The sequence below is a fragment of the Methylobacterium sp. NEAU K genome (assembly GCF_030700285.1).
Classification (GTDB): domain Bacteria; phylum Pseudomonadota; class Alphaproteobacteria; order Rhizobiales; family Beijerinckiaceae; genus Methylobacterium.
Window position 1 is genome coordinate 1 of sequence record NZ_JAUYZJ010000006.1, and the last position, 19217, is coordinate 19217.

Here is a 19217-nt window from a genome sequence, read left to right on the forward strand (position 1 = left end):
GACGGGACGGGTTCATGACGGCCAAGCGCGCACTGATCACGGGGGTGACGGGCCAGGACGGCGCGTACCTGGCACAGTTCCTGCTGCAGAAGGGCTACACGGTCACCGGGATCGTGCGCCGCTCGAGCCATGCCGGCGTGTTCGACCATCGGTTGAAGTGGCTCGACATCCTGGACGACGTCGAGCTGGTCGACGGCAACCTGCTCGATCAATCGGCGCTGCTGCGCATCGTCCAGGCCGCAAAGCCCGACGAGATCTACAACCTCGCCGCCCAGTCCTTCGTGACCTCGTCCTGGCAGCAGCCGCTGCTCACCGGGCAGGTGACGGGGCTCGGCGCCGTGCACATGCTGGAGTGCCTGCGCTCGGTGGCGCCGCACGCGCGCTACTACCAGGCCTCGACCTCGGAGATGTTCGGGCTGATCCAGGAGGAGCGCCAGAGCGAGACGACGCCGTTCTACCCGCGCTCGCCCTACGGCGTGGCCAAGCTTTACGCCCACTGGATGACTATCAACTACCGCGAGAGCTTCGGGCTGCACGCCTCGAACGGCATCCTGTTCAACCACGAGAGCCCGCTGCGCGGGGTCGAGTTCGTGACCCGCAAGGTCACGGACGCGGTGGCCCGGATCAAGCTCGGCAAGCAGAAGGAGCTGCGGCTGGGCAACATCGACGCCAAGCGCGACTGGGGCCATGCCCGGGACTACGTCCAGGCGATGTGGCTGATGCTGCAGCAGGACAAGCCGGACGACTTCGTGATCGCCACCGGGCGGACTACGACGGTGCGGGACATGTGCGCGATCGCGTTCAAGCATGTCGGGCTGAACATCGACGACCACCTGATCGTCGACCCGGCCCTGTTCCGCCCGGCGGAGGTCGAGGTGCTGCTCGGCAACCCGGCCAAGGCCAAGGCGACCTTCGGCTGGGAGGCGCAGACGAGCCTGGAGGCGATGATCCAGGAGATGGTCGACGCCGACATCAAGCGCCTCAGCGCCAACGCCTGAGGGGCCCTGCACCCGGCCGGGCTCGCCGCCGGCCGGGTCCCAACCCATATCGCGCGCATGATTGGGAGCCGCCCACCTCGCGACGCGATCGGGGCCGGCACTCGGTTCTTTTGACACGCTCCATGACGCCGGATCGGCATCCAGTCCGGCGGGGAGCGCTGCGGGAAAGAGGTGCGCCGTGAAGACCTATCAGCTCTACATCGACGGCCAGAACGTCGATCCGGTCGAGGGCTCTTGGTTCGAGTCGATCGACCCGTACCGGGGCGAGCCCTGGGCACGGATCCCGCGCGCCTCCAAGGCCGATGTGGACCGGGCGGTGGCGGCGGCCAAGCGCGCCATGTGGGAGGGGCCCTGGGCGACCATGACCGCCTCCGCGCGGGGCAAGGTGCTGCGCCGGATCGGCGATCTCGTGGAGCGCGAAGCGAAGGCGCTTGCCGAGGTCGAGGTCCGAGACAACGGCAAGCTCTTCGCCGAGATGTACGGCCAGACCCGCTACCAGCCGGAATGGTGGTGGTACTACGCCGGCCTCGCCGACAAGGTCGAGGGCGCCCAGGTGCCGATCGACAAGCCCGAGACCTTCGCGTTCACCCGGCACGAGCCCGTGGGCGTGGTCGGCGCGCTCACCGCCTGGAACTCGCCCTTGCTGTTCGTGGCCTGGAAATGCGCCCCCGCGCTGGCCGCCGGCTGCGCCGTCGTGGTGAAACCCTCGGAATTCGCCTCCGCCAGCACCCTGGAATTTGCCCGGCTGACCCGAGAGGCCGGGCTCCCGGACGGGATGTTCAACGTCGTCACCGGCTATGGCGGCGAGGCGGGTACGGCCATCGTGGAGCACCCGGATGTCGCCAAGATCACCTTCACCGGCTCGGACGTGACCGGCGCCAAGGTCTACGAGGCGGCCGCGCGCCAGATCAAGCGCGTGTCGCTGGAGCTCGGCGGCAAGTCGCCCAACATCGTCTTCGCCGATGCCGACCTGAAGGCCGCTGCCGCGGGCGCGATCTCGGGCATTTTCGCGGCGACCGGGCAGACCTGCATCGCCGGCTCCCGGCTGCTCGTGCAGAACAGCATCCGCGAGGAATTCGTGGCCCGGCTGATCGAGCTGGCCGGCACCGCCAGGCTCGGCGACCCGATGGCGCCGGAGACCAATATCGGCCCGATCACCACACCGCCGCAATACGCCAAGGTGCTCGACTACATCGCCCTGGCCAAACGCGAGGGCGCGCGCTGCGTGCTCGGCGGCAATCCCGCCTCCGGGCCCGGGGTGCTCGGCGGCCAGTTCGTCGAGCCGACGATCTTCACCGGCGTTACCAACGATATGCGTATCGCCCAGGAGGAGGTGTTCGGCCCGGTGCTGTCGATCATCGGCTTTGAGGACGAGGCCGAGGCGCTGAAGCTCGGCAACGACGTGATCTACGGCCTCGCCGCCGGCGTATGGACCCAGGATATCGGCCGTGCTTTGCGCATGTCTAAGGGGCTGCGTGCCGGCACGGTCTGGGTGAACACCTATCGGGCCGTGAGCTACATGATGCCGTTCGGCGGCATGAAGCGCTCCGGCATCGGACGCGAGAGCGGCATCGAATCGATCCGCGAGTACCTGGAGACCAAGAGCGTCTGGATCTCGACGAGCCGCGACGCGCCGGAGAACCCGTTCGTGATGCGGTGATGTGAGCGTCCCGTTTCGCCCGGCCGGGTCGGAGCCGAGACGGTCCGGACCGCGTGGCCGGGCGCGCCTGTTTGCGCTGGATCAAGGTTCGTCGTCCGGCGGCCGCTGAGACTGCCTTCCGAGCACGCGGTCGCGCGTTTCGAGGAGGCCGACATGAGCTACGCGAACATTCTGGTGTCCCTCGACTTCTCCGAGGCCGCGCCCGATCGCGTCCGGCTGGCCGCCCATCTGGCGAGCCGCTTCGACGCGACGCTGACCGGCGCCGCAGCCGCGGAGGTGCCGGCGCCGCTCTACGCGCGCGACATCCACGACGCGACGGCCCAGTACGACCGGTCCAAGGACGAGATCCTGCGCGAACTCGACCGGGCGCGGGATATCTTCGAGCGTTGCGCGGCCGAGGCGCCCCGGACCGAGTGGCGCAGCCTTGCAGATCGGCCGACCCTCTACTTCATCGAGCAGGGCCGCGCCGCCGACCTGCTCGTCGTGTGTGCCCCCGGAAAGGGCGGCGTCGATCCTGGACCGTTCGGCGTGGTGCCCGGCCCGGTGCTCATGGAAGCCGGCCGGCCGGTCCTGGTGGTTCCACCCTCGGTCACGCGTCTGCAGGGTTCCCGCATCGTCGTGGCGTGGAAGGACACACCCGAGGCGCGCCGCGCGGTGTCCGGGGCCCTCCCATTCCTTCGGGCGGCTGAGCAGGTCTTCATCGTCACGGCGGGCGAGGGGGCCCGGTTCGAGGGAGCGCAGGACGTGGCCTGCCATCTGGCGCGCCACGGCGCCTCGGCGACCGCGCACCTGCTGACGACGGCGGTGAGCGACGGCGACGAGCTCCTCCGATTCGCGCATAAGCACGAGGCCGATCTCATCGTCATGGGCGCGTATGGCCATTCGCGACTGCGGGAATGGGTGTTCGGGGGCGCGACCCGCGACGTCCTGGAGGCGCATTCGGTCTGCTGCCTGATGGCGCATTGATGGCCGGGGTGCCTCAGCAGGAGCGCCCAAGGACGTTCTGCTCGATCAAAGCCGTCGTGGTGCAACGGTGACGCTTTTCAGCGGGCCGGTCACCCTATCGGCCCTCGAGGCGGCGATCCTTTCCGGGCGCACCTCAGCCCTGGACGGGGGGCGGACCATGGCGCCGCGCGGCGAGCCGCATCAGGCAGCCGGGCTCGAACAACCGGACGCCGCCCGGCACGATCGGGATGGTCATCTCGCGGTCGAGGCGCCGTGGACCACGTCGCGGATGCGGTCTCGCCTGCGACCGCAGCACGAAGCGGACAGGGGACGTGGGGATTGACATGACGGCGTCCCGGAGCCTTCTCCGCGACCCGGACGAGGCGTCTGTCGCTCCGCCGATTCCTATTTCGAGAAGTGGGTGGTCGACATCCGGTCCGTGACCAGTTCGAACGGCGCCCAGTCGTATTGCTGTACCGGCTCGTGCCTGATCAGTTTCAGGGCATCATCGACGGCGCGGCGCCCCTGCAATCCCGCATCCTGATGGATCGTCACGGCCATGCGCTTGTGCTGCATCGCCATCAGGCCGTCGGGCGTCGCATCGATGCCGCCGATCAGGATCCGGCCGGACGGAAGCCCGGCCGCTTCGACCGCATCGGCCGCGCCGATCGCCATCTCGTCGTTGTTGGCGACGATCGCATCGATCGCGGTGCCTTTCGCGAGCCAGCTGGAGACGAGGGAAGCGGCCTTCTTGCGATCCCAATCCCCAGCCGCTTCCTCGACCACGCGGAGCCCGGGGAACTCCGCGATCACTTCCTTGACGCCCTGCGTACGCAGCGCAGAGGCCGAGTGGGCCGGGTGCCCCATGACGATGGCGACCCGACCGAGGCCATCCAGCATCTGCGCCAGTTTCCGCATCTGCAGCCGCCCGGCCACGAGATCGTTCGGCAGGACGAAGGCCACACGGCCGGCAATCCAGTCCTCGCGAACACCGTTGTTGACGTAGACGATGGGAATGTCGGCTTCCTGCGCGAGGCGTGTGATCGTGGCGCTCGCCGCTGCATCGACGGGCAAGACCACGAGCGCATCGACCTTTGCGGCGATGAATTGCCGGACCTGCTCGATCTGCTGCTGGCCCGCTCCTTCGGTGGCGTAGGCAAACCGCACAGACACACCCGGGAGGGACTGCGCATAGTCTTGGATCGCGTCCTGCAGCAGCCGCGTGAACCAGATCGGCGGTATCATCGCGACGCCGATGCTGGCCGCGAATGCCGGCGTCGTCAGACAGGCGAGCAAGATGCCGAAGGCTGCCGGCCGCCATCGGGTCGGGCGCATGGCGATCCGGACGGCCCGGCGCCAGTCGGAGCAGGGTGCGCTCGTCGACCCGGGATCGGTTCCGCCATCGCCCGCGGACCCCGAAAGGGGCCGCCGGGCTGAGTCGAGCTTGCGGGCGATCGCCCCCGCGCAGAGCCTTCGAATCATGGCGCTTGCACCTGCTTGGTCGGTGATGATGGCGTGCTGGCTCGCCCGGTCTCCCGGGGAGGCGGCGTCAGGCCGCCCGGATAGTCTCGAGGAACCGCTCGACCTCTTCGCCGAGGCGCGCGGCATCGCTCGACAGCGCGCTCGCCGCGGTGCGAACCTGCCCCGCCGTGGCGCCGGTATTTTCGGCAGTGCTGGCGACGGCGGTCATATGCTCCGTCACCTCGCCAGTCCCGTTCGCGGCCTGAGAGACGTTGACGACGATCGCCCGGGCGGCGGCCCCCTGTTCCTCGACGGCCGCGGCGATCGAGGCGGCGGCACCGCTCATGTCCCGGACCCGCGTAGCGATTCCCTCGATCGACGCGACGGCCTCGGCCGTGGAGCCCTGAATCACGGAGACGTGGCGCGCGATCTCGTCCGTCGCGCGCCTCGTCTCGCCCGCCAGTTGCTTGACCTCGGCAGCGACTACCGAAAAGCCGCGGCCGGCATCGCCGGCCCGCGCGGCCTCGATGGCGGCGTTGAGAGCGAGCAGATTGGTCTGGGCCGCAATCTTGGAGATCAGTCGGACCACGTCGCCGATCCGCGCCGCCGCGCCGCTGAGCGCCTGGACCAGCGCAGTGGTCTGCGCGGCCTCCGCGGCGGCGCCATCGGCCATGGCGGCGGACAGCCCGGCTTGGCGCCCGACCTGCTGGACCGACGCCCCGAGTTCATCGGCGGCAGCGGCGATCATCCGGATGCTGGACTCCGCCTGTTCGGCGGCGACCGCCACTGCGGTCGACTGGCTCGCCGTCTGTTTGGCGGCCTCGCTCATCAGGTTGGCCGTTCCCTGGAGGTCCGTGGCGGCGAAAGCGACCGTGCCGACGATGCCGCCGACCGCCTCTTCGAAGCGCGCCGCCATGTCGCGCATCGCGACCTTGCGTTGCTGTTCGGCCTCCGCACGGATTCGGGCCGCCGCGCCTTCAAGAGACTTGGCGTGCAGCAGGGTGTCCTTGAAGACCTGCACGGCCCCCGCGATGGTGCCGATCTCGTCCTGCCGGTCGCCGCCGGGGATCGCGACGGACAGGTCGTTCCCGGCGAGCCGCTCCATCACCCGGGTGATCTTCGCGATCGGCGCGGCGACCCGGCGAACGACGAACCAGCCGGTCGCCAGCGTCAGGAGGGCGGCGATGCCGAGGGCCACGCTCACCGCCAGCCGGGAGGTCGCGCCGACGGCATCGGCGGCCTCCGTCTGCGCGAAGGCTCGTGCCTGGCGATGGACCAGCACGGTGTCGACGGCCTTCGTGAAGGCCACCGCCTCATTCTGGAACGGTTCCGCGAACACCGAATCGGCCAGCTCGCGCTCGCCGGCTCGATCCAATGCGGTCGCTTCGGCCTCAACCGCCAGGAAGTGCTGCCAAGCTTGACGCAAACGGTGCGCCAGGTTCTGCTCATCCGACCCGATGATGGTCGGTGCATAGGCGCTCCAAGCCGCGGAGAACGCCTCCTGCGCCGCGAGGCTCTCGCCCAGATAGCGCCTGCGATCCTGGTCCCCGCGCGCGTTGTGAGCCAGAACGTCCAGGGCCCGCGATGCCTGACTTAGCTCCTTCATGTGGCCCAGGATCGCGACCGCTTTCATCTCGCTGGCGACGGACCGGCTCATGTCGTTGATCAGGCCGATGCGGAGGACTGCAAATGTTCCTATGGCCGCGGTTACGAGAAACAGCGCGACCGAAGATCCGATTACAACCGACCGCAAATTGATAGATAACATCAAATTTCGAACCGACAATAAATTACCCATTATAAATCACCCGGTAGAAGCATCATTATCAGTGTGCCGATTGGATAAATTTAATCACTTGTATGATACTGCGATATTTTTAATTGACGATGACAAAATATAATCTATCGCAATAAGGGCGATTCCGGAATGATTGATATTTTATTTTACGGGCGCCCATCGGTTGCATACACTTAAGTCTCGCGATCGATAATGGAATGCATTCCACCGGGACGTGGCTTCCACCCAGTGGTTCGGTTCGCTGTGCGCCCGGTCCTTTAGGCTGCCGCGACAGGCAGGCCCACGCCGGATGCGCCGAATCAGCTCGGGAGCGCAACGGCTATGCCTCGATCTGGGCTGTCGCGGAGCACCAGCCCCGCGCGGAGAGACGCCACATCGCAGGGCATTCAGCGGGCGCGGACGCGATGCGCGAGCACGACCAGGACAGTCGGCGTCTCGGTCGCGGATGCGCCGGCTGCATTTGCTAGGCCTGTACAACCGCTGGCAGACGGCCGCGCGGAGCCGCTCGCCCCGGACACGACCTACCGTCATCACAGGGCGGAGGACTGCCAAGACGGGCTGTATTCCGAACTATACGCCGAGTGATTAGAGCCCCAGACCGGATCCAGCATCTTGTCGAGTGCGCTTCTGGCAATCTTGACGCTTTGTGGTCGATCTTCCGCCGGCAGGTCGGAACCGTCAAGAAGTTCAAGACAGGCACTTAGTGATGCACGATACTGTCCGGTGTTAAGAGCATTGATCGAATACTCTTTCCGCATTCCGTATTGATACATCCACGGCTGAAGGAACAACCCGTCGCTCGGGAGCGCCTGAGCGAGACCGGCCTCCGCAATGTGGAAACCCTCGACGAAGCGCATCTTGCTTCGGCAATACCGGCTCGCGTGATAGCGTGCCTCGACCCTTCGGGGATTGACTGCGATCGCTTGCTCGAAGGTGGCGAGCACCCGGTCGAACGGCTCGTCGAGGGCCTCCATCAGCAGAGCGGCGCTCAGGAAGCTGATGTAGATCTCCTCGATCCAATAGCCGAGCTCCGTCCGCTTCAAGTAGTATTCCACCGCCTTTCGGCAATCCGAGCAATCACGGTAGCTCTGAGCGAGATAGAACGTATAGCGCGAAATCAGGAACGGGTCCGTCTCCTTGATCAGCGCTCTCTCGAGGATCTCGGCATCGCGCTGGTAGGTCGTCGCATCGCGACGGCGCGCCCCGTCGTGCCCCCGCCGCATCGCGATCGGCAAGTTGCCCGTCCAGACGATCTCTTTGCATTCCGCGAACTCGTGCAGGACTCCACGGTAACGCCAGGAAAAGGCATTGTTGAACAGTTGCGGACGATGGTACCGGGTGTTCTCGTCAAGGATCTGAACATTACAGCCGCCAGCGTCGAGGCTCGGCATCATGAAGCCGGCCGGGATGATCAATTCGTCGTCCGCATCGATCACCAACGTATAGGCGCCGCGTGGTCGTGCGAGATTCAGGGCCTCGGTCCGATTGAAGGCAAAATCGACCCAGGGCCGCTCCACCAAAGTCCCCGGCAGGTCCGCTAGGGCTGCGCGGACGAGGTCCTGCGTTCCATCGGTTGAGCCGGTGTCGACGATAATCCAATGATCAATAATCGGCCGGACAGATTCCAGACATCGACGGATAACAGGAGCCTCGTTTTTGACAATCATTGAAAGACAGATCGCCTGACCAGAATTAGTCATAGTCTAAAAGCCTTCCGAAGGCCATCCGCAGCAAAGATTTTTAGCATCGGATCCAGTCCATACCGTGCTCTTTCCGCCTCCGCAAATGCCCTGATGGTAAATTTGGAATCTTTCTACGAATATAAAATATATTTAGACACAAGCAATCGATGATTCAATCAAATATTATATTATTATCACGCATATTTTCGCAATTACTGCGAGAATATCTGAACGTATTTATAATTTACAGATCTATAGTTTACATTGATACAATACAGCTCTGCAGGGTATCGGATCCTTAAAGATGCTTCCCGGCAGACGACCGTTGCCCTCCGCTTCCGCGTTCGGCGAAGACGTCGTCGACGTACTCCGGGACAGGGTCGGCGACCACGAAGCGCGCGTGTACTTCGGCCGGGGCGTACTGCTGGAGGCCGCCGATGGCTGTGAAACGCGTTTACCATCCGGCAGAAAGGGACCTCACCCGACACGGAGCCCTGAGCGCCGCTATCGCAGCTTCATAGGTACGCTGCGCGCGCGAGACAGGCGGGAAGGCCTATGAAGCGGCGCTTGCCGGCTATCGGACTGCCGAGGGACTCGGTCACGACGGAGGGCGTTTGGCGGTCGAAGGCGACCGTGAGATCTGCATTCCCGAGAGAGTAGGTCTCATGGTCGATGGTCCGTCGGCCGCAGGCGATGTCTCGATCGACCAAGCTTCGTACCGGCCCGAGACCTCGGACGCCGAGCTGACTCCGTCGGCGGAAGTCCCTGGGCCGGAGAGGCAATTCCGGAATCGGGCTTGCCCCGGCTTGATCGCTCTTGCTCTCTCTGCGGTGACGGCAGCGGACGGGCTTGGGCGGGTGCTGCCCCGAGCGGCCTTCACCATTGCAGAAGTGGGGCCGATTCGCTTCGCGATGCCCGGGTCCAGCCAATCCAGCCGATGACGGCGGCCAAAGCCCGCGTCCTCGCTCCGGCCGACTCACCTGCACCATGCCGGGGCCTTGGCACGGGCGAACGATCTCGACGCGGATACCGACGGGCTGCGGAGCTCGCGATCGATCGCGAGGCTCTGCGGGTTTTCTCGCGGCGGATGTACCGCTGTGCATCGTCAAGCCGCCGGAAAAGCTCTCCAGCGTTCGACAGGCGACCTCACAAAAGCGTTTCGAAATCTCAACGCGCGCGTCGCAGGCCTAATCGATGTCGCCAGTCACCACGATAAGCTCATACAAGAGCCGGCTTTTATTATCGTGAGCTTCGCCGTTCGCTCGCGTGCCCCAACGAAAGCGGCAGCTCAAGTCATTTGCCGCCCAAGTCGCCGGATATTGTTGCGGGGCGGCAACATCGCGCAGGAACCACCGTGGCAGGCGAGAATCTGCGTTGCCCGTGGAAACCCATTCGCACATGGTGAGCGTGCACGGGGGCATCGCCAAGCGAGAGCCCGCAGGAGCCTGCCACCCAAGACGCGGGCCAAATATAAAAAACATGCGGCCAGATCCGGAAAACCGGACACGTCCGCATCATCGGGTCTCGAAGCTTTGGAGATGTCTATGAAGCTCTTGAAGAGCTCACTGCTCGGATCTGCCGCCGTGTTCGCCGCGGTCGGATCCGTTCACGCTGCCGACCTACCGGTTAAGAAGGCGGCTCCGGTCGAATTCGTCCGGGTGTGCAATGCCTACGGCGCGGGATTTTTCTACATCCCGGGTACCGACACATGCCTCCGGCTCTCCGGCCGGGCTCGTATGGAATACCTGTACCAGAACAGCGGAAACCGGAGCGGCACCAACGGTGACGTTTCGGGATTTCGTTCCATCGCGCGCATAAACTTGGATGCGCGGACCCAGACCGCGTATGGAACGCTCCGTGCTTTCACCCGCATTGAGGTTCAGAATCGGACCGGGCCATACTTCACCTCCGGCTCTCGCCAGAGAGAGGGTCTCGCGTTTGCTGCTCTCGGCGCGGACGCGTTCGGCCGGGCTCAGACCTACGTCGACATCGACAAGGCCTTCATTCAGTTCGCCGGCATCACGGCCGGTCGCGCGTCGTCCTTCTTCGACTTCTATGCTCACGATTTTGAGTTCATCGGCGGCACGACGGGCTCCGATACGTACAGCACCAACCTCCTCGCCTACACCGCCACGCTCGGCGGCGGACTGAGTGCGACGATCTCGGCCGAAGATCCGACCTACCGGCGCTACCCGACGTTCGGCAGCGGCTCGAACTCCGCCGCTGCCCCGCTCGCCTTTAGCGGCGGCTTCGCGCCGTTCGGGTCTGCGACGTTCCTCGCTCCGATCGTGGTGGGCACGAACCAGATCGCCCTTGTCGACGTCACGCAGAAGAACCGTGTCCCCGACGTCGTGGGCGTTCTCCGCCTCGACCAAGCCTGGGGTTCGCTGCAGCTCTCGGCTGCGAGCCATGAGATCAACGGCGGCAACGCGTCCTTCGTGTCCACGAGCAACACCGGTGGCCTGACGATCGCCTCGGCGGGGCGCGCGCCGACGACCTATGGCTGGGCCGTGCAGGCCGGTGGCAAGTTCAACCTGCCCTTCATCGCCCCCGGCGATGCGCTGTATCTGCAGGGCGCCTACAGTGAGGGTGCCAACGCCTATACCGGCATGGCCAACTACACCTATCCTTACGATGCGCAGTCTGCCGGTCCGTTCTCCGGTGCGTCGTTCATCACCTACAACAACGACGCCGTCATCAATCCGGCGACGGGCAAGTACACCTTGGCGCAGAGCTTCACGGTGGTGGCCTCCTACCTCCACTACTGGAGCCCTGAGTGGCGGTCGGCCTTCTACGGCAGCTACGGTGAGGTGTCGTACAACAAGAGCGCCCGCGCGGCACTCGGCACGATCGGCTTCGGCTTCAACCCGACCAACAGCGGCGCCAACGCCAACGCGTTCGTCTACAGCCCGACGCTTCGCGACAACAACCTCATCGTCGCCGGCGCGAGCCTGATCTGGTCGCCCGTCAAGGATCTCGATATCGGTGTTGAGGGCGCGTATATCCGCGCTGCTCTGAACAACGGCCTGACGAACGACATCAACAAGAACCCGTCGGGCCTGAACGTGAACGGTGTTCCAGTGAAGCTGATCGGGGCGACCGATACCTTCCAGACCCGCTTCCGGATCCAGAGAGACTTCTAAGACCTACCATAGGGCAGACATGCCGTGCGGAGCGCTCGCTCCGCACGGTTTTTCGTTTGAGCACTACTTTGATTGCGTCCCCTATTATTGCATCGGCCACCGTCACCGGTGATCGGCGAGCCTGTCGGATATTCTAAAGAATCCCGCGTTTCGGGACCCTGCATAATCTCGATTTGCTGTCGATTGTCGGGAGCCACGTCGCAGCCGTCGACTGGCCTGGACCTCGGCTCGAGTCATCCACGCGTCAGTGATGGACAAGCCTTATTTCGAGGCGACGGGATACCATCGGCGGCCTTTGGATAAGAGCCCGTGATCCAGGTGCTGTCTGCCATGGCGGCAACCTGCCGAATGTTCGACGATTTCGCCCGGATGGCTTGGCGCAACTGGCGCATTGCTCGAGACGCGGTCAGGCGCCGCGGCCCTCGAACATCCAGTGCGCCATGTACATGATTGGCGACCCGGAGCAGTTTCCCGCTGGGGCCGGTCAGCAGGGTTAAAGTCGACCCTTGCGCCTAAATGGATCGAAGGCCTTACACGGTTCCGGTCGAAGGAAGCGCGGCGCCTGTCACGGTCTCTGCGAGCGCAGCGAAGCAATCCAGCGATTTGCGCGGTCGCCGAACGGGGTGGGTCCCTGGGTCGCTTCGCTGGGCTTGCGATGACGGCGCGAGACAATAGGCCGAGCGAATCAACCAGAAGATGCATCACAAGGCGACCTCGCCACCCGCCGGATCGATAAGGCAGACGATGCTTCCGAGCCCGTCCAGAAAGGCGAAGCGCGGGCCACGATTCGGTCGCGGCCAAACCGCCGATGGCGTCTACGTCGAAGGCGAGCTGCTTTGCCGCCACTTCCTGCGGGAAGCGGCGCGTCGGCCTTTCGAGGGCGGCGGGCAAACCGAGGAGGACTCGAATAACGGGCGGCCGGCGTACGGCCGATCGGGTGTGTCGTGGATGGCGGACCGCTCCGGATCCGGACCATGATTCGACTTAGGATCACCTCACACGCCCAAACGGCTCGGCATTGGCGGGCTTGGGGCGGATTTCGAGGATGAGAGACGGGCATCCTCGTCCCGGCTTCGAGCGCGCGGCCATGGCCTTGCTGCCGAGCGGGATTCCCGCGGATGAAGATCGCGGGCGAGGAAAGGACCAAAAGGGGTCCAAGCTGACAGTGGCACGACCTCGTCGCGCACGCCGCACCCATCGACTGGCTGCACCACACACCTGTCTCGGCCATGAACTGCCACCGAATGACGCCGACGCGCACCGGCATAGCTGACCTTGTCGCCATCGAAGGTCATCCGATCGAGCCGGCATCGCTCGGGCGAAGCCAGCCCTCCATCTCAGTCGCACCAATACGCGGTTGTGCTTCTGGCCGGTGCTGCAACAGGCTCTCCAACGGCCCATTCCTCGACCGCGCCAATCACTGAAATTCAGAGGTGGACGAGAATTCGACAGTTTTCGGGCTGCATCGAAGTAGATTTTCGTAAAAATCACCGGGCCCAGAAATCGAACGTCGCATTCATATCTGACGCCCGAAGCGCTCTCACGTCGGATACTGTTATCGGTGGAACCGAGCGCCCCGGTCGCAGGACCGAAATGTTTTAATTTTAGTTTAGTTGCACAAAAAACAGGGAAGCTATAAACTCTTTCCGTTCCTAGTATGCTGCCGTCTGACCTGACGATACACTTTAAAAAATGTGACCATATACCTAAATCCGAGCTAAGCTTCGTCGTAGTTGCGGTCAGGACGCCACTAAACCAACTTTACGCCGTTCGAGATCGCCAACACGAGTTAGGGTCGAGCCGAATTGATTGCCATCGTACGTCTTGCACTCCATAGGCCTTACACGTTTGTCGTGATGGCCATGTTGATCATGATATTCGGTATCATGTCGGCGCTCCGTACGCCCACCGACATTTTCCCAAATATTGGGATCCCGGTCATTAGTGTGGTCTGGAGCTACAACGGCCTGCCGCCGGATCAGATGTCCGGACGGGTGATCTTTCCCTATGAACGATCTCTCACCACGACGGTGAACGACATCGACCACATCGAGTCCCAGTCCTTGGCCGGATACGGGATCGTGAAAATCTTCTTTCAGCCCTCGGTGAATATCAATGCCGCCCAGGCTCAGGTGACGGCCATTTCTCAGACAGTCCTGAAGAGCCTTCCCGCCGGCATCACACCTCCATCGGTCCTGACATACAACGCATCGAGCGTGCCGATCATCCAGCTCGCGCTCTCCAGCAACATCCTGTCCCAGACACGCCTGAACGATCTCGCCGGCAACTTCATTCGGCCGCAGCTCACGTCCGTGCCCGGTGCGGCATTGCCGTCGGCCTACGGCGGTGCAGTCAGGCAGGTTCAGGTCGATCTCGATCAATCAGCGCTGCATTCCTACGGCCTCTCGGCGCAGGACGTCGTCAACGCCCTATCGGTCCAGAATCTCATCACCCCTGTCGGGACGCAAAAGATCGGGGCGTTCGAGTACACGGTCAACCTCAACAACTCGCCCCAACGCATTCGCGACTTCAACGATCTTCCCGTCAAGACGGTCGGTGGGGCCGTCATCTACATGCGCGACGTGGCATACGTGCACGACAGCAGTCCGCCTCAGACGAACGTCGTCCAGGTGGATGGTCACAAAGCCGTGCTCATGAGCGTCCTGAAGGCGGGTTCCGCTTCGACCCTCGACATCATCGCCGGCGTGAAACGCCTGCTGCCCGGGATCAAGGAGACGCTCCCGAGCGGCGTCGATGTCACGCCGGTCGGCGACCAATCGGGCTTCGTCAAGTCAGCGGTGTCGGGCGTCATCCGTGAAGGCGTGATCGCGGCGGCCTTGACCGGTCTCATGATCCTCCTGTTCCTGGGAAGCTGGCGCTCGACCCTCATCATCACGGTATCCATTCCGTTGGCGATCCTGGCCTCGCTGACGACGCTCTCCATAATCGGCGAGACGATCAACGTGATGACGCTCGGGGGCCTGGCTCTCGCCGTCGGCATCCTGGTCGATGATGCGACCGTCACCATCGAGAACATCAACTGGCACCTGGAACACGGCAAGCCGATCGAGCGCGCGATCCTGGACGGGGCCGAGCAGATCGTCGTGCCGGCGACCGTGTCGCTGCTTTGCATCTGCATCGCGTTCGTACCGATGTTCGGGCTCGGAGGTGTCGGCGGCTTCCTGTTTCGACCTTTGGCCGAAGCGGTCGTGTTCGCCATGATCGCGTCGTACATCCTATCCCGCACCCTCGTGCCGACGATGGCGAACTTCCTCCTCCGCAATCAGGTCCACCATCATGCCGAGCACGACGCGCCTCCGAGCCGTAATCCGCTCGTCAGATTTCGGAACGGTTTCGAACGTGTTTTCGAGTCGATCCGGAGCGGCTACGTCGGCCTTCTCCAACTCGGGCTTAAATATCGCGCGATCCTCGTGACGATCTTCCTCGTGCTGCCGCTCGTCACGTTCGGGTTGGCGCCGTCTCTCGGCCAGAATTTCTTCCCGGAAATTGACGCCGGCGCGATCAAGATGCACGTGCGAACGCAAACGGGAACCCGGATCGAGGAGACCAATCGCACGATCAATCAGATCGAGGAGGCCGTCCGCAACATCATACCCGCCGAACGTCTGGAAGGGATCGTCGACAACATCGGCATGCCGGTCAGCGGTTTGAATATCGCCTACGGCAACTCCGGAACGATCGGCGTGAGCGATGCCGACGTGATGATCTCACTGAAGGGCGAGGGTGAGGGATTATCTGCGGCCGATTACATAAAAATTCTTCGCGAAAAGCTTCCGGATTTGTTCCCGGGTACGACATTCGCGTTCCTGCCCGCCGATATCGTCAGCCAGATCCTGAATTTCGGCGCTCCTGCACCGCTCGACATCCAGATTGTCGGCAGCGATCTTGCCGGAAACCGGAACTATGCCAACGCGCTGATCGCCCGCATCCGACGTGTGCCCGGCGTCGCCGATGCTCGCATACAGCAGGCATTCCAAGCGCCGGCACTTGGCGTGCATGTCGATCGCTCGCTGGCGAGTCTCGTCGGTCTCACCGAGCGTGACGCGACGACCAGCATCCAAAATACGCTGGCAGGAAGTACGCAATCGTCTCCGACCTTCTTCCTCGACCCGAAGACCGGTGTCTCCTACCCGATCTCGGTCCAGACTCCTCAATACCGGATGGATACCCTTAGCAACCTCCGAAACCTTCCGGTGGTATCGACGGAGTCCAGCCAATTGCTGGGTGGCATCGCCCACATCGAACCCGAGCCCGCGAATGCATTGGTGTCCCACTACAATGTCCGGCCCGCAGTCGACATCTACGCGACAGTGCAGGAGCGCGACCTCGGAGGCGTCGCCGCTGACATCCAGGAGCTCATAAGCGACACGAAGGGCGATCTTCCGAAAGGCGCCAAGGTCGAGATCCGTGGCCAGGTCTCGATCATGAACAGTGCCTACCAGCAGTTGTTCGTCGGCCTCGCCTTTGCCATCGTTCTGATCTACCTGCTCATCGTCATCACCTTCCAGTCCTGGATCGATCCGCTCGTCATCGTCATGGCGTTGCCGACTGCCCTGGCGGGCATCGTGTGGATGCTGTTCTGGACCCACACGACCCTGTCGGTCCCAGCGCTGACCGGTGCGATCATGTGCATGGGCGTGGCGACGGCAAACAGCATTCTGATCATCAGCTTCGCGCGCGAGCGCTTGGCGGCCGGGGCCGATGCTCTGACCGCGGCCATCGAGGCGGGGAGCACCCGCTTCCGCCCCGTGATGATGACTGCATTGGCCATGGTCATCGGCATGGCCCCAATGGCGCTCGAGCACGATGCGAATGCCCCCCTCGGACGCGCGGTCATCGGCGGACTGATCTTCGCCACCTTCGCGACCCTCTTCTTCGTGCCGACGCTCTTCAGCCTGTCCCACGGCCGCAAGGCATCCAGCGCGTCGCCCAAGTCCGCAGCAGGACCCGTTCATGCTTGAGAGCAATCAGGGCGTATCGAAAACGCCGCACTCGCACCCGCGCCCATCCCGAGTCGCAGCTTTCCTTGTCGTCGTGCTCATCGGTTTCGGAGTCAGCGCCTACCATGGTCTGCGAATTCGGTCCGCCAGCCACGAGGATATGATCACCTGGGCCGACCGGCAGGCCACGACGCGCGTCTCCCTCATCGAACCCGAGCGCTCGCCCGATGAGACGACGATCCGTCTGCCCGGCACCGTCAGCGCGTTCTACACGGCCACGATCTACGCCCGGGCCAGCGGCTATGTCGGGAAGTGGTTCAAGGACATCGGTGCGACGGTAAAGAAGGGCGAGATCCTGGCCGTTCTCGATTCGCCGGAACTCGATCAACAATTGGCGCAGGCCCATGCCGATTTGACGAGCGCTCAGGCGAACGAGACATTGGCGCAAACGACGGCGCAGCGCTGGAACGCGATGGCGAGCAAGGACATCGTTTCCCTGCAGGCTCGCGACGAGCGGCAGGGCGATTATGATGCCAAACACGCCGCCCGCTTGGCGGCAAAAGCGAACGTCGATCGCCTGGAGGCGCTTGCAGCCTTCAGGAACATCGTCGCGCCCTTCGACGGCATTGTAACCGCTCGATCCCTTGACGTGGGTGACTTGGTCACGGCCGGCAGCACGTCCGGGAAGGCGTTGTTCCAAGTCTCCGACACGCACAGGGTGCGCATCTACGTGCGCGTGCCGCAGGCTTTCCTGGGGAGCCTGGGACGCGGCACCAAGGCGACGCTCAAGCTACCTCAGATGCCGGGCAGGACCATAGATGCGGTTCTGACGACCACATCCGATGCGATCTCGGAGAAGTCGCGGACCGCTCTGGTGCAGTTGCAAGCCGATAACCCGGACAACCTCCTGTGGTCCGGCGCGTTCACGGAGGTCACGTTCCACATTCCGTCGGATGCAAACCAGCTCCGTATTCCCGCCACGGCCCTGATCTTTGCAAAAGGTGGCATGCGGGTCGCCACCGTGAAAGACGGCAAAGTCGCGATTTCCGAAGTTCGTCTTGGCCGTAACATCGGACGTACCGTCGAGATCCTGTCGGGTCTCGACGCTTCAGACAAGGTCGTCGATCATCCGGCTGAGACTTTGGTCGCGGGTGAGAATGTACTCGTTGTCAACGGCCCTAATTCGGGCAAGCCGGTATCCACGCAGATTTCGAAGCGATGAGCCGTATTCCCGTCATGCCCTTCGAGCCACCCAACCCAATGCGCGATAACAGCCCGAACCAGCCTTCGCCCGGACGTGTCCGGTCGAGACGGCGCGCCATCGCCTGCTTCGGGTTGGTCCTGCTGGCCGGCACCGTGGTGGTGATCAGGAGCGAAGAACGTGCCGCGCCGCCTGAGGATCTTCTCACGGCAGCGGCGGAGCCGACCAAACCCAGTGTCAACCTGATGCGGCCCAAAATGGGAGAAGGCGCGACCGATGTACGCCTACCTGCCACGATAGAGGCATACAACGCCGCCAAGCTTCACGCTCGCGCGGGCGGCTACGTCCGTGAATGGTTTCACGACATCGGGGACCACGTGAAAAAGGGAGACATTCTCGCCAGCATAGATAGTCCGGACCTGGATCAGCAACTTATTCAAGCCCGGGCCGACCTGGTTAAGGCAAAGGCGGACGCTGATCTTGCAGATACGACTGCTGACAGATGGAAGACACTTGCCGCGAAGAGCTTTGTTTCACAACAGGCAAAGGACGAGAAAGTTGGCGACGCCGCTTCCAAACAGGGAGCGCTGCGAGCTGCGCAGGCGAACGTGAGCCGACTGGAAGCCCTGTCTGACTACAAGAACATCGTCGCACCCTTTGATGGTGTCGTCACGACCCGACAGATCGACGTCGGCGATCTGGTCGGCATGGGCGCGACGAGTTCCAAGGCACTGTTTACAGTTGCCGACATCAAACAAGTCCGAGTCTATCTTCGTGCGCCGCAAGGTCTCTCGGATAGCCTGAAGCCGGGATTGAAGGCTTCCCTCGCAATGCCTCAATATCCAGGGCAAACGTTCGATGCGACGCTCGTTTCGACGTCGAATGCACTCTCGGAAGAGTCGCGCTCGGTGCTGGTGCAACTGCAAGCCGATAATCCGAGCGGCAAGCTCTGGCCTGGCGCCTATGCCGAGGTGACGCTGCACATTCCCTCTGCGCCCTCGATCCTGCATGTACCCTCAAGCGCACTGATCTTCGATGGCCGCGGCATGCAGGTTGCCGTGGTGCGCGACGATCGGGTCGATCTCGTAACCGTCAGCCTGGGACGCAATTTCGGCGACGAAGTAGAGATTCTGTCCGGGCTTCCCAGCGGCTTGGAGATCGTCAAGAATCCGCCCGACACGCTCAAGGATGGCGACACCGTGCAAGTCGCATCGACGCAGCCGACCAACGGCGCACCGGTCCATCAGGCCCTTCAGTAGCGGTCGACCTCCGAACGGCGGCAGGGAGATGCGGATCGTTGTACGCTGTGTCGCGCGTGCTCTCGCCTCCGATTACTGATCCAGGTATTCCTTGAGGGCGGTCGTTGTT

At 63.5% G+C, this 19217-nt stretch carries 10 protein-coding genes; 7 read left to right on the forward strand and 3 right to left on the reverse strand.

Going from position 1 to position 19217, the window contains the following annotated elements:
- Positions 1–14: 14 nt before the first annotated feature.
- The 3 genes from gmd (at position 15) to Q8W67_RS06475 (ending at position 3624) form a co-directional block, all read left to right on the forward strand.
- On the forward strand, positions 15–998 hold the full coding sequence (gene gmd, locus Q8W67_RS06465; RefSeq protein WP_305542981.1) for a GDP-mannose 4,6-dehydratase: 984 nt from the start codon (positions 15–17) through the stop codon (positions 996–998).
- A gap of 178 nt (positions 999–1176) precedes the next feature.
- Positions 1177–2658 carry an aldehyde dehydrogenase gene (locus tag Q8W67_RS06470; RefSeq protein ID WP_305542508.1) on the forward strand — a complete coding sequence of 494 codons (1482 nt, stop codon included), beginning with the start codon at positions 1177–1179 and terminating at the stop codon, positions 2656–2658.
- Positions 2659–2811: 153 nt separating this feature from the next.
- Positions 2812–3624 carry a universal stress protein gene (locus Q8W67_RS06475; RefSeq protein WP_305542511.1) on the forward strand — a complete coding sequence of 271 codons (813 nt, stop codon included), beginning with the start codon at positions 2812–2814 and terminating at the stop codon, positions 3622–3624.
- A 384-nt stretch (positions 3625–4008) separates the two neighbouring features.
- Here Q8W67_RS06475 and Q8W67_RS06480 read toward each other — a convergent pair whose 3' ends face one another.
- The 3 genes from Q8W67_RS06480 to Q8W67_RS06490 all read right to left on the reverse strand — a co-directional run bounded on the left by Q8W67_RS06480 (position 4009) and on the right by Q8W67_RS06490 (position 8529).
- Complete coding sequence (locus tag Q8W67_RS06480) at positions 4009–4938, reverse strand: substrate-binding domain-containing protein (protein ID WP_305542514.1); 930 nt, start codon at positions 4936–4938, stop codon at positions 4009–4011.
- A 214-nt stretch (positions 4939–5152) separates the two neighbouring features.
- Complete coding sequence (locus Q8W67_RS06485; RefSeq protein WP_370693827.1) at positions 5153–6862, reverse strand: methyl-accepting chemotaxis protein; 1710 nt, start codon at positions 6860–6862, stop codon at positions 5153–5155.
- Positions 6863–7392: 530 nt separating this feature from the next.
- A complete protein-coding gene (locus tag Q8W67_RS06490; RefSeq protein ID WP_305542520.1) occupies positions 7393–8529 on the reverse strand; it encodes a glycosyltransferase in 1137 nt (378 codons plus the stop codon).
- Positions 8530–10088: 1559 nt separating this feature from the next.
- On the opposite strand from Q8W67_RS06490, the gene Q8W67_RS06495 reads away from it, so the two are divergent.
- From Q8W67_RS06495 to Q8W67_RS06510, 4 genes are all read left to right on the forward strand, one after another.
- Complete coding sequence (locus Q8W67_RS06495) at positions 10089–11687, forward strand: porin (RefSeq protein WP_305542984.1); 1599 nt, start codon at positions 10089–10091, stop codon at positions 11685–11687.
- Positions 11688–13492: 1805 nt separating this feature from the next.
- Positions 13493–16669, forward strand: a complete 3177-nt coding sequence (locus Q8W67_RS06500; protein ID WP_305542523.1) for an efflux RND transporter permease subunit — start codon at positions 13493–13495, stop codon at positions 16667–16669.
- The gene (locus Q8W67_RS06505) at positions 16662–17870 is read left to right on the forward strand and encodes an efflux RND transporter periplasmic adaptor subunit (protein ID WP_305542526.1); all 1209 of its coding nucleotides are present in this window, start codon (positions 16662–16664) and stop codon (positions 17868–17870) included. Before Q8W67_RS06500 ends, Q8W67_RS06505 begins: the two co-directional genes overlap by 8 nt.
- Positions 17867–19108: an efflux RND transporter periplasmic adaptor subunit gene (locus tag Q8W67_RS06510; protein ID WP_305542529.1), complete on the forward strand. Its 1242-nt coding sequence runs from the start codon at positions 17867–17869 to the stop codon at positions 19106–19108. The genes Q8W67_RS06505 and Q8W67_RS06510 overlap by 4 nt, the downstream gene beginning before the upstream one ends.
- Positions 19109–19217 lie beyond the last annotated feature (109 nt).

Excerpts from the sequence above, each read along its gene's own strand:
- gmd (WP_305542981.1), top strand. The coding sequence starts at position 15 with ATGACGGCCAAGCGCGCACTGATCACGGGGGTGACGGGCCAGGACGGC.
- Q8W67_RS06475 (WP_305542511.1), top strand. The coding sequence starts at position 2,812 with ATGAGCTACGCGAACATTCTGGTGTCCCTCGACTTCTCCGAGGCCGCG.
- Q8W67_RS06480 (WP_305542514.1), bottom strand. The coding sequence starts at position 4,938 with ATGCGCCCGACCCGATGGCGGCCGGCAGCCTTCGGCATCTTGCTCGCC.
- Q8W67_RS06485 (WP_370693827.1), bottom strand. The coding sequence starts at position 6,862 with ATGGGTAATTTATTGTCGGTTCGAAATTTGATGTTATCTATCAATTTG.
- Q8W67_RS06490 (WP_305542520.1), bottom strand. The coding sequence starts at position 8,529 with ATGATTGTCAAAAACGAGGCTCCTGTTATCCGTCGATGTCTGGAATCT.
- Q8W67_RS06495 (WP_305542984.1), top strand. The coding sequence starts at position 10,089 with ATGAAGCTCTTGAAGAGCTCACTGCTCGGATCTGCCGCCGTGTTCGCC.
- Q8W67_RS06505 (WP_305542526.1), top strand. The coding sequence starts at position 16,662 with ATGCTTGAGAGCAATCAGGGCGTATCGAAAACGCCGCACTCGCACCCG.
- Q8W67_RS06510 (WP_305542529.1), top strand. The coding sequence starts at position 17,867 with ATGAGCCGTATTCCCGTCATGCCCTTCGAGCCACCCAACCCAATGCGC.